Annotated in this window: 18 protein-coding genes and 1 pseudogene; 3 read left to right on the top strand and 16 right to left on the bottom strand. The window is 45.2% G+C overall.

Annotated features, from left to right (window positions below):
- Positions 1–4: 4 nt before the first annotated feature.
- The 5 genes from DWX84_RS10525 to DWX84_RS10505 all read right to left on the bottom strand — a co-directional run bounded on the left by DWX84_RS10525 (position 5) and on the right by DWX84_RS10505 (position 8382).
- Positions 5–1612 carry a RagB/SusD family nutrient uptake outer membrane protein gene (locus DWX84_RS10525; protein WP_048927122.1) on the bottom strand — a complete coding sequence of 536 codons (1608 nt, stop codon included), beginning with the start codon at positions 1610–1612 and terminating at the stop codon, positions 5–7.
- Positions 1613–1624: 12 nt separating this feature from the next.
- On the bottom strand, positions 1625–4894 hold the full coding sequence (locus tag DWX84_RS10520; protein WP_048927121.1) for a TonB-dependent receptor: 3270 nt from the start codon (positions 4892–4894) through the stop codon (positions 1625–1627).
- Between the two features lie 284 nt (positions 4895–5178).
- The gene (locus DWX84_RS10515; RefSeq protein ID WP_048927226.1) at positions 5179–6441 is read right to left on the bottom strand and encodes an LVIVD repeat-containing protein; all 1263 of its coding nucleotides are present in this window, start codon (positions 6439–6441) and stop codon (positions 5179–5181) included.
- A gap of 20 nt (positions 6442–6461) precedes the next feature.
- Positions 6462–7844, bottom strand: coding sequence for a porin family protein (locus DWX84_RS10510; RefSeq protein WP_048927120.1), 1383 nt, complete (start codon positions 7842–7844; stop codon positions 6462–6464).
- Complete coding sequence (locus tag DWX84_RS10505; RefSeq protein ID WP_048927119.1) at positions 7831–8382, bottom strand: RNA polymerase sigma factor; 552 nt, start codon at positions 8380–8382, stop codon at positions 7831–7833. Before DWX84_RS10505 ends, DWX84_RS10510 begins: the two co-directional genes overlap by 14 nt.
- Before the next feature lie 101 nt (positions 8383–8483).
- Between DWX84_RS10505 and DWX84_RS10500 the strand changes: the two genes are divergently transcribed.
- A complete protein-coding gene (locus DWX84_RS10500; RefSeq protein ID WP_048927118.1) occupies positions 8484–9302 on the top strand; it encodes a hypothetical protein in 819 nt (272 codons plus the stop codon).
- On the opposite strand, the gene DWX84_RS10495 is transcribed toward DWX84_RS10500, so the two are convergent.
- From DWX84_RS10495 to DWX84_RS10455, 9 genes and pseudogenes are all read right to left on the bottom strand, one after another.
- Entirely contained in the window at positions 9255–10370 is a 1116-nt protein-coding gene (locus tag DWX84_RS10495) for a DUF4249 domain-containing protein (RefSeq protein ID WP_048927117.1), read from the bottom strand. The genes DWX84_RS10500 and DWX84_RS10495 overlap by 48 nt on opposite strands.
- A 4-nt stretch (positions 10371–10374) precedes the next feature.
- Positions 10375–13136, bottom strand: a pseudogene (locus DWX84_RS10490) (TonB-dependent receptor domain-containing protein).
- A gap of 140 nt (positions 13137–13276) precedes the next feature.
- On the bottom strand, positions 13277–14299 hold the full coding sequence (locus DWX84_RS10485) for a DUF4249 domain-containing protein (protein WP_009016870.1): 1023 nt from the start codon (positions 14297–14299) through the stop codon (positions 13277–13279).
- Between the two features lie 3 nt (positions 14300–14302).
- Complete coding sequence (locus DWX84_RS10480) at positions 14303–16966, bottom strand: TonB-dependent receptor (RefSeq protein ID WP_009016869.1); 2664 nt, start codon at positions 16964–16966, stop codon at positions 14303–14305.
- Positions 16967–16979: 13 nt separating this feature from the next.
- Complete coding sequence (locus DWX84_RS10475; RefSeq protein ID WP_048927116.1) at positions 16980–17825, bottom strand: FecR family protein; 846 nt, start codon at positions 17823–17825, stop codon at positions 16980–16982.
- A 201-nt stretch (positions 17826–18026) separates the two neighbouring features.
- The gene (locus tag DWX84_RS10470; RefSeq protein ID WP_005867490.1) at positions 18027–18836 is read right to left on the bottom strand and encodes a porin family protein; all 810 of its coding nucleotides are present in this window, start codon (positions 18834–18836) and stop codon (positions 18027–18029) included.
- Between the two features lie 88 nt (positions 18837–18924).
- Positions 18925–19437, bottom strand: coding sequence for an RNA polymerase sigma-70 factor (locus tag DWX84_RS10465; RefSeq protein WP_005859552.1), 513 nt, complete (start codon positions 19435–19437; stop codon positions 18925–18927).
- A gap of 149 nt (positions 19438–19586) precedes the next feature.
- On the bottom strand, positions 19587–20639 hold the full coding sequence (gene trpS / locus DWX84_RS10460; protein WP_005859555.1) for a tryptophan--tRNA ligase: 1053 nt from the start codon (positions 20637–20639) through the stop codon (positions 19587–19589).
- Between the two features lie 82 nt (positions 20640–20721).
- Positions 20722–21024, bottom strand: a complete 303-nt coding sequence (locus DWX84_RS10455) for a PAAR domain-containing protein (protein ID WP_005859557.1) — start codon at positions 21022–21024, stop codon at positions 20722–20724.
- Between the two features lie 99 nt (positions 21025–21123).
- Here DWX84_RS10455 and DWX84_RS10450 point away from each other — a divergent pair, with 99 nt between their 5' ends.
- On the top strand, positions 21124–22065 hold the full coding sequence (locus DWX84_RS10450) for a DMT family transporter (RefSeq protein WP_048927115.1): 942 nt from the start codon (positions 21124–21126) through the stop codon (positions 22063–22065).
- Positions 22066–22194: 129 nt separating this feature from the next.
- Positions 22195–23457, top strand: a complete 1263-nt coding sequence (locus tag DWX84_RS10445; protein ID WP_009275353.1) for a DUF4933 domain-containing protein — start codon at positions 22195–22197, stop codon at positions 23455–23457.
- A 7-nt stretch (positions 23458–23464) separates the two neighbouring features.
- Here the strand turns inward: DWX84_RS10445 and DWX84_RS10440 are convergent, their stop codons facing one another.
- Both DWX84_RS10440 and DWX84_RS10435 read right to left on the bottom strand, forming a co-directional pair.
- Entirely contained in the window at positions 23465–24637 is a 1173-nt protein-coding gene (locus DWX84_RS10440; RefSeq protein WP_005859561.1) for an ATP-binding protein, read from the bottom strand.
- Between the two features lie 929 nt (positions 24638–25566).
- Positions 25567–26574, bottom strand: a complete 1008-nt coding sequence (locus DWX84_RS10435) for a helix-turn-helix domain-containing protein (RefSeq protein ID WP_224201987.1) — start codon at positions 26572–26574, stop codon at positions 25567–25569.
- Positions 26575–26680: the final 106 nt, after the last annotated feature.

Genomic DNA, 26680 nt, shown 5'->3' with positions numbered 1-26680 from the left:
TACTTTATGGATTCGGTTCGCAAAGCGGATTCAGCTGAGTCTCTTTATCAGGAATAGCCCATTGCCAATCCCTATGTCCGGCCGGGCGATATCTGTTCCCGTTACCCGTCACCGTTCCATCTCCATACATATTGTAATTAGAAGCTTCTGGATCCACCACTTTAGGCATTGCGTCTTTGTTCCAATATTCAATCAAACCATTCGGGAAAACCTCAGGACGAGGAGCCGGTCCACGGTCCAAATCCATATTCAAACGTTTCAAGTCGAACCAACGGAAACCTTCCCCCCAAAGCTCTATGCGACGTTGAGTCATCACCTCTTCGATCAAGTTTTCGCCCGTTTTCGTAGACAACGTATACTCCGGATCCCGATGACTTGCCAGCGGATAAAGAGCCTGAGCCGCTTTGCCTGGCTCCCCAGCACGTGCATATCCCTCCGCCATGATCAACATCATCTCCGGCAAGCGCATGAAAGGAACATCCCTGCCACCTTTCGTCGTAGGATCCGATACGATAAACTTATTGGCCATATAATTAGCATACGCTTTACTGTTACACTCCGCCCGGATCGGTCGCGGAAGGGTATTGGGATCGGTCGCCCTCGGAAACCAAATTCCTTTACGCACATCGGTATCACTGATCTTGTCGTATAACTTATTATAAATCGCACGAGGGGTATTGCCATTATACGAAATGATCTCATTCGACATATATCCATGGAAGTGAGTCAAGTTCGGAGCTTGCTGCAACAAAGGATTCGATCCCCACAACCATTCTGTATTTGATTGATCGCTGAAACGATCATTCAATGTCGTATAGGTATCATCTTGCAATTTGGCTCCTGATAGGTCAACGACCAATTTAGCCATTTCAGCCGCTTCCAACCATTTACCTTGCGTCAATAAGATACGAGCCTTCAAACCGCGAGCCACGTGCAAATCAATATGCGACTTATTTGTCCGTTTCTCCTCCGTAGCACCCAATAATTGGATCGCCAAGTCGATATCCTCATTGATCTGCGTATACACCTCCTCTACAGAAGCTCTCGCTCTCGGCTCCGTTGAGTTATCGTTACGAATTACCACACCCAATTGCGTGTTATCGCCCTCTGCCTTATAACGGCCGCCATACATCTGTACCATCGTGAAATAGGCGAAAGCCCGGTAAAAATGGGCTTGTCCCTTGATATAATTCCTCTCGCTCTCCAAACCTTCCGCAGCATCGATATTATCGATAATCATACTACTGTTAGAGATAAAATATTGCAACAAGCGATAAAAATGGGTCGCGCTACCGATCGTCGCATTCCGATGGCTCGACCATTGAGCCTGCTTTTGGAACTGCGCATTGCTGTACGTATATACCAAATCATCCCCCATCACCTCATACCAAATCATCAACATATCGTAACCGCCATAAAAAGCCGAACTAGACAGATCGCCCGTCCACATCAATTTATGCAAGCCATTTACAGCCAACATAGCCGATTGGGTATCATTGAACACCGCTTGTTCATCCACCGTTTGTGTGGAAGTTGTCTCCAAAAAATCCTCCTTACAGCCATTGAATAATACCGCAAAGGATATCAACACTAGTATATATATTTTTTTCATAGGAAACATGATTTAAAAAGTAAGATTCAAACCAAAAGTAAATACTCTCGCAGGCAAATAAACATCTGCATTACCACTATATCCTGAGAATATGTTTGAACGAGGGAAAATACCTTTTCGTTTCGTCAGCAAAAATAGATTCTCTCCTGACGCATATACCCGGAGTCCTTGCATGGAAACCTTCTCCAGCCATTGCTTCGGCAGATCATAGCTCAAAGTAGCGGAAGCCAACTCCAACATATTCGAGCTGATCAACCAACGAGTAGAAGTTCCCGCATTCATATTCGTATCTGCGAAATCCTCGATGCGAGGCACATTCGTAACATCGCCCGGTTTCTGCCAACGATTCAAGATATCCACATGCTTGTTGGAAGTCAAGGATGCGGATCCTGAAGGCTGTGTCATCAAATCGGAATATCCCACATCATACATCTTGCCACCTAGCTGGAAGTTAAACAACAGGCTTAAAGAAAGATTCTTCCAAGATACGTTCGTATTAAGACCTCCCGATACCTTCGGTGTAGATTCTCCGGCCCAATCATAAATGGCCTCATTCACGTTAGTCGTATATGTTTTTCCATCCACCTCTACAAGGTCGACAGACTCCACCGTCAGTTCCGGATCCGGCACATAGATAGAGTTTCCGGTAGCAGGGTCTACTCCCGCCCACTGGCGAAGATAAAACTCATAGCGCGAATGGCCCTCTTCCACCCGATGTACTCCGCTGTTATAAGGTTCTACCGGCAAAGAGGTAATCCGATTTTTCAACCATGTAGCGTTAATTCCCACAGACCACGTCCAATCCTTTGTTTGGATGACCTTTCCGTTCAAATCAACCTCCACACCCCGGTTGTACATCGTACCTGCGTTTTTATATGCACTAGTAGCACCCGTATCCGGAGCTTGCGGGATCGAGAACAATAAGTTACTGGAACGACGATCGAAATACTCTATACTACCCGACAAACGACTTTTAAACAACTCAAACTCCAAAGCCACGTCGCCATTGCGAGACACCTCCCATTGCAAATCCTTATTACGAACGACACGTTGCTGGATATAACCGGCCTCCAATCCGTTCATGGCCTGCTCGTAAGCCGCTTGCCAAGCATAGTAGCTACCGATGGCATCATTACCCACCTCACCGTAAGCGACACGCAACTTCAGCAAATCGATGAAATCAAGATCTTCCATGAAACGCTCCTCGTCAATACGCCAACCAGCTCCTACCGAGAAGAATGTACCCCAACGGGAATCCTTGTAAAAGCGGGAGGATCCGTCGCGGCGCACGGATGCAGAAAGGAAATAACGGCTGTTATAGTCATAGTTCGCACGGGCAAGGAATCCCTCCGTCTTGTAGGTATTCGTATAAGAGTCTTGCTCGTCCGGCACCGAATAATTGCTGAACTCAAAGTTGCCATTATGGATGGTCTGGTTTTGCATGGAGCCTTTCAGGTAATTGTACTCATAATCATAACTCTCATGTCCTAATAAGACATCGACATGGTGATTGCCGAAATTCTTTGTATAGGAGAGCAATTGGTTGAACGTCCAAGTTGTCTCAAACGAAACGGTCTTCGTGCTTGACCCCACCTCAGTCTTCTCCGGATAATAGATACTGGCCGAATGCCCTAAACGAGAGCTTGTTCCCACGGCTCCGTTCACCGTAAACTTGAAATCATTCAAGAAACGGATCTCCGCATACAATTTCGCGTTCAATTGATTCCGCTTGTATCCGTTGCTGATATTTTGCAACTCAATAGCCGGGTTATTACCAGAGATATACGCACGCGAAGGCGCTTCCACACCCTCCTCGATCGTATAGGCCTGACCGAAGTCGTACACTTTATTGCCATTGGCATCCAGCACATATTCTTTGGTACGCGGATCGTGTACATGGATCGGATAAATCGGTCCGATATAGCGAGTGAATCGGAAAGGGTTGTTGTTATTTCCCGAAGCTTGCGACTGCTGCCCTTCCGCCTTGCTGATATTCCCGGAGAGCGTACCGCCAATCTTCAAGAACGAGGTGATCTGCGAGTTAACATTCGTGTTCAAGGTATATCGGTCAAACTTCGATCCGATGATATAACCACCTTCCGTCAGATAACCGGCGGAAAGATAATAATCCGACTTATTATTACCTCCGCTCACGCTCACGCCTATATCCGTACGGCTGCCCGTGCGCTGGATAGCGTCTTCCCAATCGGTATCATCCGCCCACATGAACGTAGCGTTCGGGTTAAGCACACCGTTCGCATCCACGACCTGATCGTCCGGCACGTTAAACGGATTGAAGCCCAGCGTTCCTGAAATCAAGTTTTGAGCGGCTGCCATTCCCGCTTGCTCTGGTGACGCACCACCACTTATCAACTGGTTGCGTGCGCTCTCCCAATATACTTTCAAATAATCATTCACGCCCAATCGTTCATAATCCTGACTTTGCCGATTCGTGAATCCTTGGTTGATTTTCACATTCACCGACATACGATTCTTACTACCCGTCTTGGTGGTTATCAGGATAACACCATTACCACCTCGTGCGCCGTACAGAGCCGCAGATGAAGCATCTTTCAAGACAGACATACTCTCTATATCACTGGGATTGATACTACTGATACTCTGATCGTAGGGCATGCCGTTAAGTATAATCAAAGGGGTATTCGTCGCAGAAATAGAACCCAATCCGCGAATATAGATATCCGAATCTGAACCGGGCTGACCACTGGCTGAGGCTACTTGCACACCCGGCGTAGATCCTAGCAAAGCTGAAGTTGCCGATGTAACAGGACGAGCCTCTATCTTCTCTGACTTCAGCAAACTGGCAGATCCAGTAAATGTACTTTTCTTAGCCGTACCATAGGCCACGACCATCACCTCATCCAATGTTTCCGAATCATCCTCCAGAAGTATCATCATCTCTGATTTGATCGGAAGCGTTTGCGAAGTCATGCCAACAAAAGATACGGTAAGCGTACGGGCATTTGCCGGCAAGTTGTCCAATGAGAAACGTCCCTCCACATCTGTAATTGTACCGATTGTTGTACCTGTCACAACAATATTAGCACCAATGACCGGCTCGTTATCAACTCTTTGCAAAACACGTCCTGCAACTTTCCGGGATTGTTGTTCAATGCCATTTAAATAAGATGTAGGCAAAACCTCGGCGGAAACACTACCTGCCACTGAAAAAGCCAATAAAAAATGAGCTAAAAGCACGTTTTTTAAAGTCAAACAACGAATGCATCCTTTTAGTCCGTGCACATTGTTAAAATGATTCATAATAATAGTTTTAGATTTTAATTTATCAAACACAATAACATCCGCAAGATCAGAATAAATATTATAACATCAAAGTAGGAAGCTCATTTTATTTACATTCTCGCATAAATAACACATAAAAAGTAGCGAATTTTCGTGAACGTACTCCATAGAAACAAGCCTGCTATCCGGCGGTATCGTATTGATGGTTACGCTACTGACCGTAAGCAGGCATAGTTATAAGGCGGCATCCCGCAATCCGGTAAACACCTTGCGAAGCGAATAGCGAAGAGGAATATTAAACTCTATTCGCCCATTGGCAATTTACTTAACTGAGATATCGCCTGTAAATTGGAATAATCGTATTGGTAAAGGCCATCATCGGCGATCATCATCAAGGTATTCTTAAAAGGGATTACATCGTAACCCTCCATACCTGCATAATGAACAAGCTGATTAGCCAGCAAGGTCATAGGATCTTTCGCGTTGAAGACCTTTAACCCTTCGTCACAGAGGAATAAAGTACCGTTATCGATACCTAGTCCTTTCGGGCATTTCATGCCATAAGTAACCAGCAAGTTCGGTTGGTCTACATCACTCACGTCTATGAGCATCAGTTCATTGGTATTTTGCCCGCAAGTATTTCCGGAATGCACGGTCACATACGCTAAGTCATCCTCCACGACAACCGGATCACAACCAAAGACATGACTTACGGAAGAACGATACTTAGGCGCTAGCGGATCTTCCAGCGAATAGATCAACATGCCGGTCGGAGTTCCCATGAACATCTTATCTTTATAGTTGAAAAGAGTCTCGACACCACGTTGCAACCAAATGTCGTTTGTCGTCAAGACAGGCTTGTCTCCAGACAGGTCGAAAACACACATGATATTCTGTTCTACCGTATATAAGTACTTACCATAAATAGAAAAACGAGCCATAGATCCGTTCACGCCCTGCGTGGAAGTACCCGGCGCCGCATCGTTCGCCATCAGATCACCGCCATAACTCGGATAATGGTAAATGGTTTCCTCCCGTTCCTTCGGCTCCCAACCAACCACGACACCTTTCGCTCTCGCTTCTTCCGAATAACACATATTATAATCGAACCCATAGCCATTCTCTATGGTCGGAAGCGCATAACGGAAAGCGTTCTCCACACGACCTTCCAATTCAGGTCTCTCCGGATCGGAGATATCGAACCAGACCAGATCCACATACGAATCCGCATACAATTTATCATCCTTGATCGAGAGATCCTCGTTACCGATCAACTCTACAAAGCCCGCTATCCGGGGAGATGCCGGATTCCTGTTATCCACGATATGGATGCCCTTATCCGGGGAAGAAATATACAGGTAATCCTTATAGAAACAGATCTTACCCCGCTTGGTGATTGGCACCACCTCATCCGTCACCTTCACTGAATTCCGAAACTCGGAGATCGACATGAATACCGGTTCGTTGATAGCATACCGCACGACCTCCATTCTCACTCCATCATCCTTGCATCCCATTAAGACGCAAAGGCTAAAGGCAAACGCCCAATAAAAAAGTTTCCGCATAATTATAATAGATTTAATCATTAAAAAGCATATCGTATACCTGCGCTCAACCCAAATCCCAACGGCTTGTCTGTACGAATACTAGCCGGTTGATCACAGTCGAAATAATGGGAGAAGCGAGGCTCGAAATAGAGACTCCAATCCCCATAGAAACGATAAGCGGCACCGACCGAGGCATTCACGGACCATTGCATACCGTGGATGCCCTCCTTTTTGCTCTTAGAGATAGTCGTTCCGTTTCCGGCGATATAACCGCTATGCACGGCCTGCAAACCCTTCTCCATCATAAAGCCTCCGGAGAGATAGACATTCCATCGCTGATTCCTCCATACATAAACCACCAGATTCAAAGGAATACCCAGATAATGCAAAGACGATTTCACCTCCGACGGGCAATCCCCTCCCCTCTTGAATGTAGTGGATAAATACGTATACATCAATCCACTTTCCACGGCTATACGCCGGCTCAAATCCTTCCGTACCGTAAAACCAAAAGATATCGGAAGGGAGTAGCTAACGTCCGGATAAGATTCGAACGAACGATTATCCAAGAAGTTCTCATCCACCTTAGAACTCCGTAATACCGGGGCATTACGGAATGAGGCCGTTTGGGGAGGCGTATTGCCATTCTCCTTCTCATTATCGTCTTTATCCGGCTTATTCGGATCAGGATCTTGGGAAGGAACATTCATATCTCCCGGAGAAGAAACATCGCCATAACTCATATCCGTATTTAAAAAGCTATCTACATAACCACTAGAGCCAACGGCGGCGGCCAATAACCACTTATTCCGTTTACTCTTCTTGGCTTTCTTTTTCAAAGAGGCTTTTCGTCGGGGACTTCGTTCGCCTTCCGGTAGAGGAACCGTAGAGTCACCTCGCTTAACGACTATGTCCGTCGAATCCTCAGACGCATCCTCCTTCGCAGACGGTTCTTCTACGATAGCCGCAATCGCATCCTTCTCAATAATCTCGATAGTCTCACACTTCTCATCCTCCCGGATCGCTTCCTTTTCCCCGACAATAGCGGAAAGCTTAGCCTTTTTTTCCCATTTCAGCACTTTCGCTATACGTTTCTTTACAGGCTCTACAGGTAAAACGGGATGCTCCGGAAGAATATTCATTTCCTCCGCTTTCTCCGATATCTCTTTCTGAAAGGGGCTCAATTCCTCCAATGGCATCTTCTCCGGGGAAGGTAGCAGCCAAATAACCAAAGCCAGCACTGCGGCGGCGGCCAAGCCTCCCGTCCACAACCAACCCCGTGATCTCGCTCTCCGGTTCATCCGGGCCTCCACCTCATCCCAGCAGCCGGCATCTACCGGCAACCGGTGCTCTTCCAAGCGCTGCCGCATATAGCCGCTGAAATCATCCAGCCGTTCGTTATGATCCTTATCGTCCCGCATTTTCATGCCTTATTAAAGATTGTACACTCTTTTGCAAAGCGTTCCTCGCCCGGATAAACTGGGAGCGGGAAGTCGCCTCCTGTACATGCAGCATCTCGGCGATCTCGCTATGCGTATATCCCTCTATCGCATATAAGTTGAAGACCGTACGATATCCCGGCGGCAATTGGGCCACGCAAGCCAACAAGTCGTCCGCCGATAAACGGTCCAATACGGAATAGTTGATATCTTCCAAACTGTCGTCATAGCCGTCCAGACCTACACTTAGCCTCGTGTTCTCTGAAGACCGGAGATATTCAAGAGCCGTAGTGACAAAGATCCGCCGTATCCATCCCCCGAAAGCCCCGGAGCCGGAATACGACCGGATCTTCGTAAATATCTTCACGAACCCGTCCTGCAGAAGATCACGGGCCGTCTCCCTGTCACCCACGTAACGCATGCAAACACTCATCATAGCAGGAACATATTGCTCGTACAATTCCTTACGAGCCCATGATTCGCCTCGCATACATCCATCGATTAACAGTTGTTCATCCATAAGTACTTATGCTCTCTATTATATGGATGAAATAGGTATCCTAAAAGTTGCATCTTATTCAAAAAAAAGTTACCTTCACATCAAAAATAGGAGGAGAGTGTATGAGACGAGGATTATTTATATTCATGGCATGGATATGTGTCGTTGGAATCCAGGCACAGTCTGACTTTTCGTTTATTTTAAATAAAGAAGGTAAAATCATCGTCCTGCCTAAAAACAAGACGTATGAGTTGAACATCCCGAAAGCCTCTTATAAGACATTTACCCCTGCGGGGACACGGGATATCGATATTAAATTGCGGGAGTTCACGCCCGATATTCCCCATACGTCCCTACAAGAGCGTCCGATGGATATGCAGATATCTTCCGCCGCCTATCAGCCGTTCTTTAACGTATATACCCCGATGCTTCGGGAGGTATCGCCAATGGCGTTGGATTTCAATGAGACTTATATGAAACGGCTAAACGAGAGCTTCGATCTTATCGCTAACGGTGTTCAATATACATGGCCGGGAGTCGGAGGCATGACGATCATGAACGGGGGTATTTCTTGGCACAGCGGCAATTGGAGTCTTTATGGCGGAGGATTCGGTGGTCGTTTCTTTAGTCCCTTCAACCCTAGTCCCGGAATAACAGCGGGCGCAAACGTACAAGTGGAATATCAACCTACTGACTGGTTGAAACTGAAAGGCTGGGGACAATACGCTTATTACGCCGACGAGTACAACAACCCCCATATGCTCAGCAACCCTTTTCTCTACCATACCCAAGTGGGCGGCTCAATGGAGTTCAAGGTTACTGATAATTTCTGGATGGGAGCCGGTATCAACTATGAATACAACCCGGTACGACGGAAGATGGAACCACAGTTCCTAGTCTATCCCGTCTTCAAATCGGGCCGCTTCAAGATTGGAATGTGAGGAAGACGCTATTTCCGTCTCAAACATTCCTACATGGCAACTGCCTAGGATACCGACACCACCGTCTATATTGCTAAATACACGGATCGGTTCGGCCAGACCGCCATCGATCAAAAGGTTCGAAACTGAATCCGTGTCTTTATCTTGCAAAACTTTCAGATATCGATAGTATTCCGCTGAGATAGCATATAGGTGTACCCGTAGGTGCTTGGGAGGAATCGGAAGAAAATCTTCCTCATTTAGATCTTCTATCCCTATCGAATCCGGGACTACTTTTAGCGGATATGATCCATAATAAGGTTCATAATAATACTCATCCGTTAAGTGCAAGGTATATTCTTGCCCGTTTATTAACTCATCAGAAAAGACCTTCCCATCATACCCATACATCCAGTCATTGCCAAAGATTTGATCCAAGGCCGTCAACGATTGGCCAAAAACAGGTTCAGTCGCATAGTTTGGACTCACCGAGAACCATTTATATTCTCCTGTATATTCCTTAGCTATTCCATCAAAAACAGGAATGCCCTCTTCCATACGAAGTAAATAATAATTCTCCTCGGCAGGGTTATCTTTGAGCGTTACCTGATAAATCGCATTCTGGCGAGCAGAACCAAAAGAGCCAGCTACCGTGGCATAGGTTACCCCCGCTTTCAAGACCTGAGCAGGCTCAGGCATGACCGTCTCAGCACTTGCCACACCATATTCCGGATAAGAGGCTTCCACACGGATACGATCCCCTTTCACCGGTATAAAATCAGACTTGAAATAACCTTTCGTGTTAAATGCCTCATCCCCCTCCTGAAAGCTCATACGCTCTTTAAAAACGCCATTCACGAATAAATTCACCTCGGCTTTATCCAAAGTCACGTTCGGATGATCATCCGTGAAAAACCAAGTACGGGAGACACTTACAGTTAAGGGTTCGCCGGTTATAGCGACACAGTTCACTACCAAGGTAGGATCCGGCCGTAAGGATTCAAGGTCGATCTCCTTGATGCAAGACATCAAACCAAACAGGCTTACTATACAAATCGTATTTATTAGAATATTCTTTATCTGTTTCATCTTCCTAGAATTTATAAGTATATGATATGGAAGGTATGATAGGCATAATACCTATCAACTTAAAACAAGGTTTTGTTTTACCGCTATAGGGAGAAGAAGAACCCGGGACTAAGTTATTCGTTCGTTCCCAGTTATCACTTTTATAGACCATAAACGGATTCATCCGGCTATATACATTATAAATACTGATATTCCAGATGCCCATTCGTCCCTTCTTCTTCGGACGGTAAATATTAAGTCCCAAATCCAGACGATGATAAGCCGGCATCTGGTAATTATTACGGCGTGTATACAAATCCACCACTTCCCCGGATGATCCCGACCAGTTATCCTGTCCGTATGGGTCAAGGGAATTAAGCGTGCCAGCCTGCGCTTGCTCATAACTCTCCAACGACAAGGTCATTCGATTGCCGGAAGTATACGTCCAAGCGGCTGTCAGTTCCACCTTGTCCGACAGTTTATGCGAAACCACGATATTCAGCTTATGCCGGTTATCGTAACGTGCCGGAAAGCGTCGCCCGTTATCGATCTCATCGAAACGCCGATCCGACCATGAAAGTGTATATCCTATCCAACCGGTCGTACGTCCGCTTTCCTTGCGAGCCAAGAACTCCACGCCATACGAACGTCCCTTGCCGACCGCCATTTTTTCCTCCCAAGCCGCCGTACCGGGCAAGAAGGAATAGCCGTCTTTATAATCCAACAGGTTCTTCATCCATTTATAATACCCCTCCACCGAGAAACTATAAGAACGCATCAGATTATAATAGAAACCAGCGGAGACTTGATCGCTGATTAAAGGTTTCAACTTACGGGTAACAGGCATCCACGCATCCGTCGGCAAATTTATATAACTGTTGCCCAATAAATGGATATATTGCCCCATACGGGCGTATGAGGCTTTGAAGCTAAGATCGTCACGTAGCAACCATCTCAAGGAAGCGCGAGGCTCCAATAAGGTATAAGCCTTCCGCTCCACATTGAACAGGCTAAACCGAAGCCCCGCATTCAAACGCAAGCTAGGTAAGACATTCCAATCATCCTCTCCGAAGACAGCCGCCTCACGGGCCCATAGCAGATCATTCGTATATATTTTCCCTATATTCGAAAACTCCAGCATACCGGAACCGGCTGCTTTCACCTCATTATACTCCGGGCGGAAACGGTGCATCAAGAAATCCCCTCCAAAACGAATCACATGCGACGTAGAAGGCGTGTAATCAAAAGAGGAACGGACGCCCATATCCAAGATAGAGGTAGAACTACTCGTTTCCGATGAAGAAGAGAGATAATTATCTTCTCCTTCCACACCATAATTATATTCTTTTGAACTCCGTACATTCGAGCGATACCGTGAAAAGACCCCGGAAACCCGTCCGAACAAACGGTTATTGAAGACATAAGTCCAGCCCAAGGTTCCCATCAAATTACCCCAACGCAGCGATGAATGGGTACCATCCGTATAAGGGACTTGCTCTTCTTTTGTTGAGAAATCCGTTCCCCCTCCTTTTAATACATCATTCCCGTTATATAAGCTGAAAAACATCCGGCTGCGATCGCTGAAACGATGATTAAGCTTTAAATTCAAATCGTGAAAAGCGTAACGAAGATTTATTTTATGACCGTCTTTTCGAATCTTATTTGCTATCGCTATCGCTGGGGCAGAGAGTACATCCAGCCACGAGCGTCTAAGCGCTATCTGAAAAGCCGTGCGGTCCTTGATGATAGGGCCTTCCAAGCTCAGATTACCGGAGATCAGCCCGATCGTAGCGCTACCATGGTACTCTTTCATATTGCCCTCTTTGGTATGGACATCTACTACAGACGAGAGTCGCCCGCCATATCTCGCAGGGAAACCCGCCTTGAAAAAGTCCAGATTACGGATCGCCTCCGGATTGAAAGCGGAGAATAGCCCGCCGACATGATTGATCTGGTAAACCGGATTACCGTCTATCAAAAACAGATTTCCATCTTGGTCGCCGCCACGAACATATAAACCGGCCAGTCCCTCTGTCCCACTGGCTACACCCGGAGTCAGTTGCAAGGTCTTCACGATATCGGACTCACCAAACAGGGTCGGTGTCGCCTTGATCGTCTTCTGGCTAAACCCCATCGTTCCCATCAAGGTGTTATTTACAGACAAACGATCCCGCTCCGAAGCCGTAACTACCACTTCCTCCAGACGGGCGTTCGGACGCAACTCAATATTTAACAAAGTATCCCTATCCAATTCCGTGAAATTAAAGGAACAGCTCTCATAGCCAATGTAAGAAGCATGCAAGCGGATATTCCCGGCGGAAGCGTCAAACTGAAAAAACCATAGCTATTCGTAGCCGAGCCTTTCCGGCTGGCGACCTCATAAACAGAGGCTCCGATCAGAGACTCCGAGGACGCTTGGTCCCTCACGAAGCCGCTGATCGTTACCTGTCTCTGTCTACGCTTCAGAATCACGATCTTTCTACTCACCTTATACACGATCGGATACGACTCGAACAAGCGGGTCAAACAATCCGTCAATGCCTCATCTTTCACTTGGAAACTGATCTTCGGAAGCTCTTTCAACAAAGAAGACTCATACGAGAAGCTCACGCCCGCCTGCCTTTCGATCTCCGACAAGACCTCCGGCAACGAAACCTCCTTCATACGCAACGTAATCCGGGGATCATCCTTCGTCTTGGCTGATTGGGCCAAGAGGTCTGGTACAGGCATAAAAATCATCCAGCAAAAAATGGCCATAAGCCATTTATTCATCCACTCTGTCATCATTCTACTTTATTGAGTTCATTGATAAGACAGGATCTCCCGGGAATACCCTTATCAAGGAAAAGCCTTTTTTTCATACCTCGTGAACTTACCGCTTCATGATGTATGAACCGGCAAGCGCAGGTCGTCAACGCGGGATGGGCTTATCCATCCCAAGGATTCCAATAAGGAGGCACCGTGTCTCTCGGCATCGTGATACGCAATTTATCCTCTTGATATCCGGCGACAATCCCAAAGCCGTTCTCCACATTCGAATACGTATCGGCAGGCTCTATCAACGCCCCGAAATTCGCGTCGCCGATCGTGATAGAGTACCCCCTCATAATCTTCATATATCGATAATAATCCTCGGAGATAGACAACAGGCGCACATCGTAATGAACGTCCATAGAAAGGGTATCACTCTCATACGAGTATTCAACAGGAAAAACAGAAACCTTAATAGCATTCGTATTAACCAGATCCTCCCCTCTAAATACACCCATACAGTAACGCCCATCCATCTGGCTCGTGATAGGACTACCTCCAAAAGACTGGAAAACAGGATCCTCATAATCCACGCTAAAACCAGAATAATACCAACTATATCCTCCTAAGCTACGGAAAGAGGTTACGGTACGGGTACTATCCCCCTTCCGGAAGTCCAAGATCTGCTCCACGATTAAACGATAATAGGAATCCGTCTCAACCCCGATTTTAACAGAGAAACGCAGATATTCGGCATAGCAGGCAGAAGATCGATAGGATAAGGTATCCACCTCATAAATCCGTGCCCGACCGGGGATACGAGTTTCCCCGGATACCGGCTCATACCCATCGGCCTCGGCCTCTATACGCAAACAATCCCCCTGTCTCACGAAACAACCGGGCAGAACATATTGCCCCCGTGAATGTATAGAATCTTCCGGCAGGTCATCATTGCGCATAAGACCTTGAAACTCATCATTGACATAGACACGGACTTTTGCGTCGGATAGCTCAAAATCGGGAACGCTATCCATGATAAACCATGTTTTCGAGAGATGAGCACACACCTCCTTTCCGGGACATACCGATGCGTTCAGTACAATCCGATCCGGCAGATCCTCCAAATCAATCTCCACATCCCGAACGCAAGAGACCATCAATAATCCTAACACGAACAGGTAAGGTAAATATCTTCTCATAAGCTAGAATTTATAAGTATAAGAAACCGAGGGCATGCAATAGAACAAAATCGTCTCCTGTAGCACTACATGATATCGCTGATTTATATCCTGGTTTACCATAACCTCCGTCATGAAGGGATTCGGTTTCAAATACGTATTGTATATACTTATGTTCCAAATCCCCATCCGACCCTTCTTTTTATATCGATAAAAATTCACGCCCAGATCCAAACGGTGATAAGGAGACAATTGATAATTATTACGAGCGCTCAAACCTGAATTCATCGGTCTGTATGAATCTACTCCGGCATACCCGTTCTCTTTCTGATAAATCGGAGACAGATATTTATACTCCGGCAAGCTAATATGGTTTCCTGAGGCGAACACCCAAGCTCCCGTTAACTCCACCTTCCGGGATAACTTACGAGAAACGACCACATTCACCTTATGCCGGTTGTCGAAGCGAAACGGGAAATGACGCCCCTTATTCACGGAACCATCCGGAAACCACCGATCCGACCAAGAGAGCGTATACCCGATCCATCCGGTTGTCTTCCCATTTGTCTTTTGCGCCATAAACTCCACACCATAGGTCTTACCCTTTCCCAAACCGACCCGGTCTTCCCAACCGGAGAAATGTGTCTCAACCGGCCAATGATCCTTATAATCAATCAAGTTATTCAACCGTTTATAATACCCCTCGATCGAGAAATCATACATCCGTTTCAGATTATAATAAAGCCCGGCAGTAATCTGGTGAGAACTCATCGGAGGGACTTGCTCCGTCACCGGGACCCAAATATCCGTAGGCTGGTTCACATAGGTATTCGATAATAAGTGGACATATTGGTTCATCTTACTGTAGGATATCTTCGCCGATAGATCCGGACGAAGTAAATAACGTGCCGACAAACGAGGCTGAAAAGAATGATAGATCTCATTCTCTACATGAAACAAGGTATACCGCAATCCGGCATTCACCCGCAAGCGATCCGTGACCCGCATCTCATCCTCGGCAAACAAAGAGAACTCATGCCCTTTTATCAAGGAATAATCATACAAAAGCTCATATACGGGATTTACTAACGAATCGTTCACCCAAGACCGTTGCTGGCTATTCTCCGGGCGAAAATTATGATACAGGTAATCCGTGCCCATTCGTATCCGGTGATTCATTGAAGGACTGTAATCCACTGACAGCCGTACGCTCAGATCCTCCATCTCCGATTTATAACGGCTATCCCGCTTAATTGATTGCCGTTCTGCCCTATTTCCTTCGATTTCATACCCCTTCGCCTCTTGCCGGATATGCGAGCGAAAACGGCTGTAGCCCACCATTAGATTACCAAACAGCTTTTGCCCGAACACGTAGTTCCACCCTGCGGAGCCGATCAAGTTTCCCCAACGCCAGAGAAACATATCATCCGAATCCTCATGCTTCTCCTTGCTTCCCTGCCGAAAAGCATCTTGCCCCATATAAAAGCTCAAATAGGCCCGGCTACGTTCCGAGAAAGAATGGTTCACCTTCGCATTTATATCAAAAAAGTGATAACCGAAACTCTCCTTGGTATCACTGTTCTTATTAACGATCGCCAAAGCCGTCCCTGTTATCAAATCCAACCACGTACGGCGTACCGAGACATTAAACGAGGAGCGATCCTTAACAATCGGCCCCTCTAGATTCGCCCGTGCGGAAAGCAACCCTACGGAGATATTCCCGTGATACTCCTGCCGGTTACCGTCATTCATACGGACATCTACAACCGACGAGAGCCTTCCCCCGTATTCCGCCGGAAAGCTCCCTTTATAAAACCGGGTATTCTTTATCGCGTCCGGGTTGAACGCCGAGAAAAACCCCAACAAATGGTTCACATGATAGACCGGATTTCCATCCAGCAGATACAAATTCTCATCGGCCCCGCCCCCACGAACATACAAGCCGGTCATTCCCTCGGTGCCTACCGCCACGCCCGGCAACTGCTGTAAGGTCTTCACCAGATCCGCCTCCCCCAGCAAAGCGGGCATCGACTTCACCCGCTCGGCAGGTACGTCGATCACCCCCGCACGGCTACTCAATATCTCGTAGCGAGGCCGGGTCCCCCGAATAACGACCTCGCCTAACGAGGCCAATGACCTCAACGGGAAGTCGATCATCGTATCCCTTTGCAAATCGATCTCTATCTCCATCGCCTTAAAGCCCACGTACGAGGCCCTAAGGCGAACCTTACCGGGTGGAAGTATCAAGCTGTAAAAGCCGTAATTATTAGACATCGTCCCTCCCCTCGAACTTTTCACCAGAACCGAGGCCCCCAACAAACTCTCATACGAGGCTGAATCCCTGACGAATCCGCTGATCGTATATTGACGGGGCTTTCGCTTTAAGATGATATATTGCCCCGTAACCCGATAAATAATCGGTAATGGGGAAAATAAGCGCTTCAAGCAGTACGACAAGGATTCATCCCGGACCGACAGGGAAACCTCTGGCAGCTCTTTCAGCAGAGAGGACTCGTACGAGAAGAACAATCCGGTTTGTTTCTCAAGCTCCATCAATATATCCAACAGGGGAACCTGCCGCATATCCAACGTAACCGTCGGCGTAGGTTCGGGCATCTGCGCATATAGATGTCCCATCCAACCGGGAAGCAAAAGAATCCCTATCAGCCATACAACAATAGATCTCATAAATGATCTGATTTTATTTCTTCGAAGTGGAAACCAAACGTGCGTCCAATGTCTGGTTAACAACCTGCAAGACATCCTCCAAAGGCAGATTATTAAAAGTAGCGGTCAATCTCGCTCCCTCATTCTTTGTCTGGTTCGCAATCTTGACTTGATAATAATCACTCAAGTCCTCAATCACCTTATCCAGCGGTGTCTCCATAAAACGAAGTTGCCCTGTCCTCCAAGCCAACTTGTTCACGTCTTCTTCCGTCACTACCGTTATCTCCTTGTTCTCCATAGAATACTGAGCCGACATTCCAGCGGTAAGTATCACATTCTCCTTTTCCTCCCCGGCGGTAAAACATACCTTGCCGGTAACTACATTGACTTCCGTAACGGTAGGCTTCTCATCTATCTGGAAACTTGTTCCCAGCACCGTAACTTCCGTTTGGCTCGTTTTCACTGAGAAAGGGCGTGCCTCGTTCCTCGTCACTTGGAAAAAGGCCTTTCCATTCATCTCCACGGCACGCCTCTCTTTATCATATCTCTTCGCGTCATACCGGATCCATGAATCGCCGGCCAAAGCGACCAAGGTACTATCCGGAAGGTAAACATCTTTCATTTGTCCGGGGGCGGTAGTAATCGCAACCCAATCCGGGGCGTTTCTCTCTACCGTAAACCATGTCCCCAGACCTACGAGCACTAACACGACAGCGGCCGCCCCGATCCAATACCGGCGAAACGAGACCTTCCGGCTAATCACATGCTCAGAAGCGAACTTCTGCCATGCCTTATCCGAGTCAAGGCTTCCTTCCCGATAGCGTTTCGCTACGAAACGGATGCGTTGTTCCAATTTATTGTCATGCTCGTTATTATTCATAACTATTCCTTCTATTTAATAAGTCCTTCCAGTCTCATACCATTGGAATCCGACATTTGGGGCCTGCCCCTTCTTCAATGGAACTCCCACGCTCATACTCGGCGAGATCCTAGACGATACGCAAGATGAGAAAATCATCATCGACACCGCGAATATAAATACCCACTTTATACAAACCATCGCTTTCATCCTATTTTCTCTTTAAAATGTGTATCCCAAGGTAAAACTAGCCGTATGATAGTTCAGACCTATGTTATAAGCATATCCCTTGTATTGCTTATCTATACCCAGATCATAGCCAACCTTAAAAGCGACCCGTTTCACCTCTATACCAGCCTCTATGGTAGCTCCCCAGTCAAAACGAGGCGCTACCGCATATCCTTGGCCGGGATTAAACGGGTTATATGATATTTCCTTATTATAGGGCAGCTTTCCTTTTAAAGAATAATCACTTTCCTCATACGTCACTTTTCCTCCCAAGCCAACCGCCAAATAGGGACCGACCGCCAAATGTAACCGAACATCCTTACTTACCTGCCAATCGAAACGAGCCAAGATCGGTAATTGGATATATTCACGATGCTCCTTCTGACTGCGATGCCTTATACCTTCTACATCAAAATCCTTAATTCCATAGGTATCATAATAGAAGCCCGTAAAGCCGTAACCATTACCATAACCGTATCCCCACAGATTCAAATAATCACTGGAAACGGGATAGAGAAATATACTCGTACCTTCCCGTCCCCCATATGGACTCTCACTAGTTCCATAAATCTCACTATAAGAAGACAGCCCCTTCCCCCGTCGCACATAATACAAACCGGATTGAAGCGAGAACCAGCCCGATCCGAATGTATAAGAGACTGCGGCCCCAGCCTTAAAGCCTACCTTAGCGGCATCTCCCTTATACTTTGTCACGTTCATACCGGCTTCCGGCGTCACTTTCCATTGCGCTTGGGCCGAGATCACGCACGTCATCAACATCACAAATACCACCAACTTCCTCATACACTCTCCATGCTTTAATGAAATAAACAAGTAACCTTTATCTCTAAGACAGAGAAATATGAAAAACCCCCATTCCTTTCTATAAAATTTATCCGAAAAAGAACATATAAACACGGATAGCGGTCTCTCGCAAAGCTTTCAATGCCTTGCTCATCTGGTTCTCAACCGTTTTTACCGATAAATTCAATTCCTCCGCGATCTCTTGGTATTTCAAGCCATCCCGTTTGGATAACAAGAAAATCTTCTTCCGTTCGGGAGGCAACCGATCGATAGCGTCCCACAGGCGGGCGTCACGCTCCGATCGCAGGATGTCTTCCTCTTCCGAGGTATCTTCTACGTCGGGTAACTGCTCGGTGGCCTCAGCGTTTACGGGTTGTGAGGTAAATGAAAGAGAACGGTTCCTCACCGCTTGATATAAATAAGCCTTGAGATTCCCGATCACATTACCAGCCCGGTTCTTATCCCATACATCCGCAAAGGCCTGTTGCACGATATCCTCGGCATCGTCCACCTGATCGGTATAACGAAGCGCAAACAAACACAAGGGCTTATATAAACTCTTGAAATGATGTTCAAATTCTTGGGTGGTAATAGCAGCCATACGTTTGTTATCTGTAACTATTCACCGCAAAGTAACAACCTTTTCTTTTTAACAAATCGCTTTTCAGGTTCTTTATAATGGTTTTAATAAAAAGAAAGCGTTTAAGGACTTATCCCTAAACGCTTTTTCTTATTTTTAATTAATAAGCATCAATATGGACGAAAACCGATAATCTGGCGTACCTCATTTAAAGTCTTAGAAGCGCTCTCACGAGCTTTCTCCGCACCCATACGGGCTACCTTATCCAGATATTCCGTATTGGCGGCCATATCCAAGATACGCTCACGGATCGGAGCGCAGAACTTATTGATATCCTCGGCCAACTGCTTTTTCATATCGCCGTAACGGATCTCGCAATTGTTGTATTTCTCATTAAAGAAATCATAGGTCTCTTTCTCGGAGACAATTTCCATCATCGTGAATAAATTGGCGATCGGCTCGGGCTTCACGCTATTCGGCTCGGTTGGTCCCGCATCGGAAACCGCTTTCATAACCTTCTTCTTGATTGTTTTCTCATCATCGATCAAGTAGATCGCGTTACCCTCACTCTTACCCATCTTACCGGAGCCATCCAAGCCCGGTACTTTCACGGACTTATTGCCCAAATGGAACGACGCAGGTTCCGGGAAGAAATCTACTCCATAGGTAGAATTGAAACGGCGGGCGAAACGACGAGCCATTTCCATATTCTGCTCTTGATCCTTACCTACAGGAACCTTCAACGCCTTATGGATAATAATATCGGCGGCCATCAAGGTCGGGTAAGTCAACAAACCAGCACTTACGCTATGTTTATTACCTTCATTAAAAATCTCTTTCTCTACATCGCCTTCACATCCTTCCCGGCTGATATGCAACTGCTGACGGGCTTTATCCTTAAAGGAAGCCGTACGCATCAACTCGCCGATACCGGCGTTCATATTCAAATATAGATACAACTCTACCACCTCCGGCACATCGCTCTGAATATAAATGGTAGCTTTTTCCGGATCGATACCACAAGCCAGATATTCCGAGAGGATCGTCTTTACGCTATTTCGTATATTGTCAGGATGCGGGTGAGTAGTCAACGAATGCCAATCAGCGATAAAGAAGAAGCAATTATACTCATCTTGCATCCGCAAGAAACTCTTTACCGCGCCAAAGTAATTGCCTAGATGCAGATTACCTGTTGGTCTGATTCCACTTACTACTGTTTCCATGTCTTGTTATTTTTAGTTTTCAAGTGGCGGCAAAGATAGTAATATTCTCACAATATACATATATTATATGCCGCAGATCCTCCTAACCACCTATTATAACGGTGGGACATCCCAATACGATTTGCCCTCCGTGAGCTGTCGTATCTCCCATTCTGGCGGCAGGTTTACCGCAGATCATCACGGTGGAAGATCCTTTAATGATCGTATCCGGAGGGCCTACACAAACGCAATTATCTCCCATTACCGCCGCCGGTAGCTTGCCGATTAGAACAGTCGCCGCTCCCGGCCCTACAATAGGACCGCCTACATGGGGTATCGGTGATGGCCAAGCCGGGGTTTGCATAGGACACGTATGCATATCTGTCAATCTTGCTGCTGGAGGCATATTTATTACTTTTTAGTTAACGATTTATTGAAATGATAGTCTACAAATATATAATATTTATCATGAATATACTACTTTTGCGCGCTAATATTTTTAATCATGAATGCAAAAGCAAAAGGATATGTTCTAGGGGCTATCGCCGCCGCGACTTATGGAATGAACCCCTTGTTCGCCCTACCCTTGTATAAAGCCGGTATGAATCCGGATTCAGTCCTGTTTTTCAGATATTTATTCGCGATCCCGGTATTGGGTATCATGATCAAAGCGAGAGGGCGGAACTTTAAGTTGAAACCCAACGAGATCGTTCCTTTAATCCTCATGGGGCTGTTGGTTTCCTTCTCTTCCCTAGCGTTATTCCAAAGCTATAATTATATGGAAGCAGGCATCGCCTCGACTTTGCTGTTTGTCTATCCGATCTTAGTGGCGCTGATCATGGCGTTTGTCTTCAAGGAGAAATTAACGTTACAAACCATCTTTTGTATCTTGCTGGCATTAGGCGGTATCGGCTTACTTTATAAAAGTGGCGACGGAACGACTCTTAGTTTAACCGGTATCCTGTTGGTCATGGCTTCCGCTCTTTCCTATGCTATTTATATCGTAGGCGCGAATCGTCCGCTATTGAAGAATATCGCTACGTTGAAACTTACGTTCTATGTCTTGCTTTTCGGAATGACCTTGTTTTTAGTCCGTATAGATTTCGGCAGGAGCCTTCACATTGTCCATGATTGGTATTTATGGGGTAACCTGATCGCTCTAGCCATATTCCCAACCGCTATCTCTTTCCTTTGCACGACACTGGCGGTCCAATATATCGGCTCCACCCCGACGGCTATCCTCGGAGCTTTGGAACCGTTGACCGCCGTATTCTTCGGAGTGACTGTCTTCGGTGAATCATTAACGTTACGATTGTGTTGCGGAATCATCCTGATCATCCTAGCCGTTACCCTCATTATCGCAGGAAGTAACGTAACAAGCCACCTAGTTCGTTTTCGAAAGCTTTTCCCAAGGCTTCCGCTTAAGAAAAAGAACGCTAAATCATAAAATCATATACAGGCATCATTTCTAGACACTATTCTACGGGGCTATCGCAAATCTATGATAAATTCGTAAAATCATTTGTTACAATCAATTATTTTACATATGTTTGCGAGAAACAATACGTATCCAATCATGATCACCAAGTTCTCAACATGCTTATTGTTCCTTGCATTGCTCTTGAATAGTTGCCAACAAAGGAATCAACCCACCTCTCCCCAATATGAAGCGGAGTATAATCGTTCGACAACTCCGGCCCTCATTGATATAGAAAAGGCGCTGGACCATCCAGCGATGTTGAAACTGAGTCAAATAGCCTCTAAGCTGGAATATTATAATGTTGGAGACGCTCGTTACACGGTAACACAAGCGATCGCTATTCCGGATAGCGACGCTTTTATCACATTCAATAACCCACGTATTTATTATCGTAAGCAAGGCATTCCCAGCAAACGATATGGATTTAAGGCCTTGGATTATAAATGGAACCATGGGATGAACGGCCTTAATCTATTTTACGACAAGAAAACAACCCGTATGTACTGCGCCTTGAGCGGCCTCGACCAAGACAATAAAAAAGATTCGACCACATTCAACGATATAAGGCCATGTATCGGGGAATTACCCACATTAGATACGATGCTGACCATTCAGAATTATATATTCCCCGAAAACCTGCCTACCAAATATTCGATAAATGCGGATGCCAGTCAAATAGTAGGCTTCTCCTCCTCGGGATATATGCTTTGTGATTACGCGGAAGGCTCTAAAATCCCGAAAGGAATAACGACATTCAACCTTCGAGGAGATACGCTTTGCAAATTCATCCTTGCGGATGCCAAAGATATTAACGTCTCTCCGGATACGATCACCCGGTTTCAAACCTTTTATTGGAATACGGATCAAGACCGAATAAATTTCTTGATTCCTTATCGAGATACGGTATACCAGCTTTCAAGTTCCCACTCGATCACCCCTTTATATGCGCTTCATAAAGACAATCAAGATAAACCGACCGGTCTTCGTTCTTTCTTGGAGAATCCGAATGGGCTATTTATGGGAGTCTTTCAAAAAGGTTCTCCCGCCATCTATAATTGGCTGGGATGGCTGGACGATTACAAACCGGTTATCACCCATCGAGTAGTCTATCTCAAGAAAGAGAAGAAAACATACGCCTTACCCAAAAGCTCCGGAGGATTTATCAATGATATAGATGATGGACTTCCGTTCTGGCCAGACGGACAAACCGATGACTGTGTTTATATGATTCGTACCGTCACCGAAATGCGTGAGACCGTTAAACGCACAGGCTCCTCCCGCCAAAAAGACCTGATCAAATTCTTAGACGATCCTAAAGTGTTCGAGAGGGATTATGTAATGATCGTGGCAAGACCTTGATGGATATTCAATAGATAAAGCCAAACATCCATAAAGGAATCATATTGCGGAAAGCATACTCTATGTCATCTTTCACCACATACCCATCCGCCGCTTGCTTGATCTGTTGCCGCGTCTTATTCTTTCCCCCAATCTCAAAGGTTCGGCCATCTATCTCAAAGTCTGAAATCGCAGAAGAAGTAACGAAGCATACGACTCGCATCCAAGATAGAAAAACCGTCTCACGCACGGAACCGATATCCGGTACCTGCTCCGACAACGCATAAGCCAGATTCGTATTATTCAGATAGATCTTCTCTACTTTCTCCAATAATTTCAAGCCCTGCGCTTTTTCTCGCAGTAAATTAACCAGACCTGCCTTCTCCAAATAACTCATGTAGTCGGGCAACACATTCCGGCTGATATCCAAATCTCTCGCCAACTTCGTATAATTTGGTTTGAAAGGGACACTTTGAGCTAATACATATAATAATTTCTTCAACTTTACGGCAGAAGCCACCGTCATATCCGCAAAAATCGGAATATCAGATTCCACCATTTGGTTAATCACGCTACGCAGACGCAAGAGATATTCCGTATCTTGAAAAAATGGATAATAACCTGTCGATAAATAATCGTTAAATAATTTGAGTGGACGAGCTTCCTTATAAGGGAACTCAACCTTCCCAGCAAGAATCTCTTCCAACGAATACGATGGAAGCTGCCACCCCTGCGATATATTCAAATATTCCCGAAAAGAAAGTCCGGGTAATCTATACTCTACCTTCCTGCGACTTAAATCCGCACCACCTTTCTCCAGATCAAGAATAGACGAACCTGTATAGATAACTTGAAGACCAGGAATTTGATCGTATATATTCTTCACCTCCCTAGACCAATCCTTGTATTTATGAATCTCGTCAATATAAAGTTTTTTCCCACCCAGATTATAAAATTGATAAGCCATGTCGAATAACCGATACTTGGTAAAATAGAAATCATCTGCCGTAACATACAAAGACTCATCCTCACGATCATACAATTTGATATGCTGCAACAATAGGGTAGTCTTCCCAACACCACGAGCACCTAAAATCGCAACCAATCGGCTATCCCATGCGATCTGATCGTGAAGAAAACGCACGACTTCTGTCGAAGTATGCTCTAATTGAGTTCTAAAGGAACGAAATAAGGTCTCCATATCGATTCATGTTTAAAGGACAAATATACAAAATTGCACGATACGATGTGCAATTTTGTATAAAAATTGCACATCGTATCGTGCAAATACCTTTATATAAATTGCCCTAAGGCTATCTGCTTAAAAACGCTCTCGTCCCACTCACTATTAATTTACCACCCTATCCTTTCCTATAAATAATCAAAAACATCTACAACATCTACAACTTCGCATATAGACCTCTGGTTATATGATGTTTAACCCATGATTGCAGATAAAAAAACATCTACAATAATCCGATCCTATCTACAATCGCTTACGCTTTTTCACCACAAAACAGAACGATCTTCTTACACTCGCCGTATTTCATCACTTCAGCAGTCTTCTTGATACCTATAAAGCATTAACGTATAATAGTTTACAGTTTTTCTAAGCAAAAACAAAAGTTTTCCGCTTATGAAACTTTTGTTTTATAACTGTAAAACTTTTGTTTCCCTAGGAAGAAACTAAAGTTTCCTACAGGAGAAACCATTGTTTTCCCTACGAGAAACAACAATACCCCTGTATGTTAACGTTTTTAGTTGACTACTTAGCGTCTTATTTATAAAGCAGGTTGACCAGTTTGCGACTTAGTAATAAAAGAGGTTGACCATGTTCTATCTTATTCATGAACGAGATTCACCCGGACAAAAATAATTAACATTGTTTGCACAAATTCATTCAACTCACGATATAAATAGGTGACCTTAGACTGGCAAGCCTCTTATTCTGGGACTATCAGCTAAAAGTCAGCCCAAAAGATTGGCAATCCTAAGACCAATACAGACTTAGCTAAGTAATATATACTGTGTTGGGCAAGTCAGTATATATTACTTAGCCAAGTCAGTACTACTGCCGATAGCAAGCTCATCACACAAATAAACCATCAAATGAACGTTGAGATAGAGAATTTACTCTCCCGAAACGATCTTTAGCGAATATCCTTTACCCCGAGCACTCTCTATCACCAAACCCGGAATAGGAGACAAATCCTCTTTAAGCCTTTTAGCCGTAGCGGTAAGAGCATCTTTGGACACACTTCCATCCGGCCAGATTTCTTCTTTCAGCTGATCGGACTCTATGAAATATCCTTTATGTTCTAATAAAATACAAAACAGTTTCAGCCGTTGATTTGCCAATTCGATACGATGCCTATGATAATGCAATACGCCATGTGTTTCATCGAACAAGATATCTTCTTTTATTTGTATCATCTCTTTAGGTGCTTCTTGTAGTGGCAAGATATTTATCCTTGGTCTTTTCCATGTCAAGACAATCGCAATAACCCAGAGAATAACCATTGCCAGAATCCAAAATATATTTCGCAAAAACACTTCACCTACTATATAAAGGAAAGGAAATTGAACAAACGCTTGCAAAACGATCGCCCGATTCGCTCCAAAAACAATTTCTTTTAATGGTATAAAAGATTGATAAAAAGAAGTATCCGAAGAGCTACATTCCGTCTTGTCTATAAAGGTATAACAAGTTACGGTCTGAGCCGGAATCGCATGTTCATACAAAGATGCACGAAAAGCGCTATCCAGCAAGGTTACTTGAATCGGATTCTCCATGGACAAATAATGTTGGAGGCTAAAATCAGACTTCTCCTGTGAAGACATCCTCCGTGCCACCTCCTTATTATTCTTCATATGTATAATCGTATCGGCAGTCTTGATTGTAATGCTATCTCGTTCCAATCGATTAGCGCCTGAATAGGAAAAACAAAAAGCATCCCCTAAATCTTTTATCCGCCTATTTGTATCATCTTGAACTGCCCGCTGAAATAACGTTTGAGACTCTTCTTGTAATTCATACTTTACATTTTGGTATGATTTATAAAAAGACAACAAGCAAAGCATCGTCATCAGAACAAATACACTCCACTTCCAATAAAATTTCCAATTTTGCTTCTCCATAATGATTCCTCGTTGAAACTGCAAAGATACGTTTTCCATTCCTTTCTACGAATAAATTCATTCAACTCGCAAGATGAAAGATGACTATAGGTAGACTAAAGGCTTA

Source organism: Parabacteroides sp. AF21-43 (assembly GCF_003635435.1).
GTDB lineage: Bacteria > Bacteroidota > Bacteroidia > Bacteroidales > Tannerellaceae > Parabacteroides > Parabacteroides distasonis.
The sequence above is the reverse complement of the archived record's forward strand: the minus strand, read 5'-3'. Positions and strand labels throughout refer to the sequence as shown.

Bases quoted from the DNA above. Each gene is read 5' to 3' on its own strand.
- DWX84_RS10495 (WP_048927117.1), bottom strand. From the start codon at position 10,370: ATGAAACAGATAAAGAATATTCTAATAAATACGATTTGTATAGTAAGC.
- DWX84_RS10500 (WP_048927118.1), top strand. From the start codon at position 8,484: ATGAGACGAGGATTATTTATATTCATGGCATGGATATGTGTCGTTGGA.
- DWX84_RS10450 (WP_048927115.1), top strand. From the start codon at position 21,124: ATGAATGCAAAAGCAAAAGGATATGTTCTAGGGGCTATCGCCGCCGCG.
- DWX84_RS10435 (WP_224201987.1), bottom strand. From the start codon at position 26,574: ATGGAGAAGCAAAATTGGAAATTTTATTGGAAGTGGAGTGTATTTGTT.
- DWX84_RS10520 (WP_048927121.1), bottom strand. From the start codon at position 4,894: ATGAATCATTTTAACAATGTGCACGGACTAAAAGGATGCATTCGTTGT.
- DWX84_RS10470 (WP_005867490.1), bottom strand. From the start codon at position 18,836: ATGAGGAAGTTGGTGGTATTTGTGATGTTGATGACGTGCGTGATCTCG.
- DWX84_RS10525 (WP_048927122.1), bottom strand. From the start codon at position 1,612: ATGAAAAAAATATATATACTAGTGTTGATATCCTTTGCGGTATTATTC.
- DWX84_RS10465 (WP_005859552.1), bottom strand. From the start codon at position 19,437: ATGGCTGCTATTACCACCCAAGAATTTGAACATCATTTCAAGAGTTTA.
- DWX84_RS10510 (WP_048927120.1), bottom strand. From the start codon at position 7,844: ATGCGGGACGATAAGGATCATAACGAACGGCTGGATGATTTCAGCGGC.
- DWX84_RS10485 (WP_009016870.1), bottom strand. From the start codon at position 14,299: ATGAGAAGATATTTACCTTACCTGTTCGTGTTAGGATTATTGATGGTC.
- DWX84_RS10515 (WP_048927226.1), bottom strand. From the start codon at position 6,441: ATGCGGAAACTTTTTTATTGGGCGTTTGCCTTTAGCCTTTGCGTCTTA.
- DWX84_RS10505 (WP_048927119.1), bottom strand. From the start codon at position 8,382: ATGGATGAACAACTGTTAATCGATGGATGTATGCGAGGCGAATCATGG.
- trpS (WP_005859555.1), bottom strand. From the start codon at position 20,639: ATGGAAACAGTAGTAAGTGGAATCAGACCAACAGGTAATCTGCATCTA.
- DWX84_RS10455 (WP_005859557.1), bottom strand. From the start codon at position 21,024: ATGCCTCCAGCAGCAAGATTGACAGATATGCATACGTGTCCTATGCAA.
- DWX84_RS10440 (WP_005859561.1), bottom strand. From the start codon at position 24,637: ATGGAGACCTTATTTCGTTCCTTTAGAACTCAATTAGAGCATACTTCG.
- DWX84_RS10475 (WP_048927116.1), bottom strand. From the start codon at position 17,825: ATGAATAATAACGAGCATGACAATAAATTGGAACAACGCATCCGTTTC.
- DWX84_RS10480 (WP_009016869.1), bottom strand. From the start codon at position 16,966: ATGAGATCTATTGTTGTATGGCTGATAGGGATTCTTTTGCTTCCCGGT.
- DWX84_RS10445 (WP_009275353.1), top strand. From the start codon at position 22,195: ATGATCACCAAGTTCTCAACATGCTTATTGTTCCTTGCATTGCTCTTG.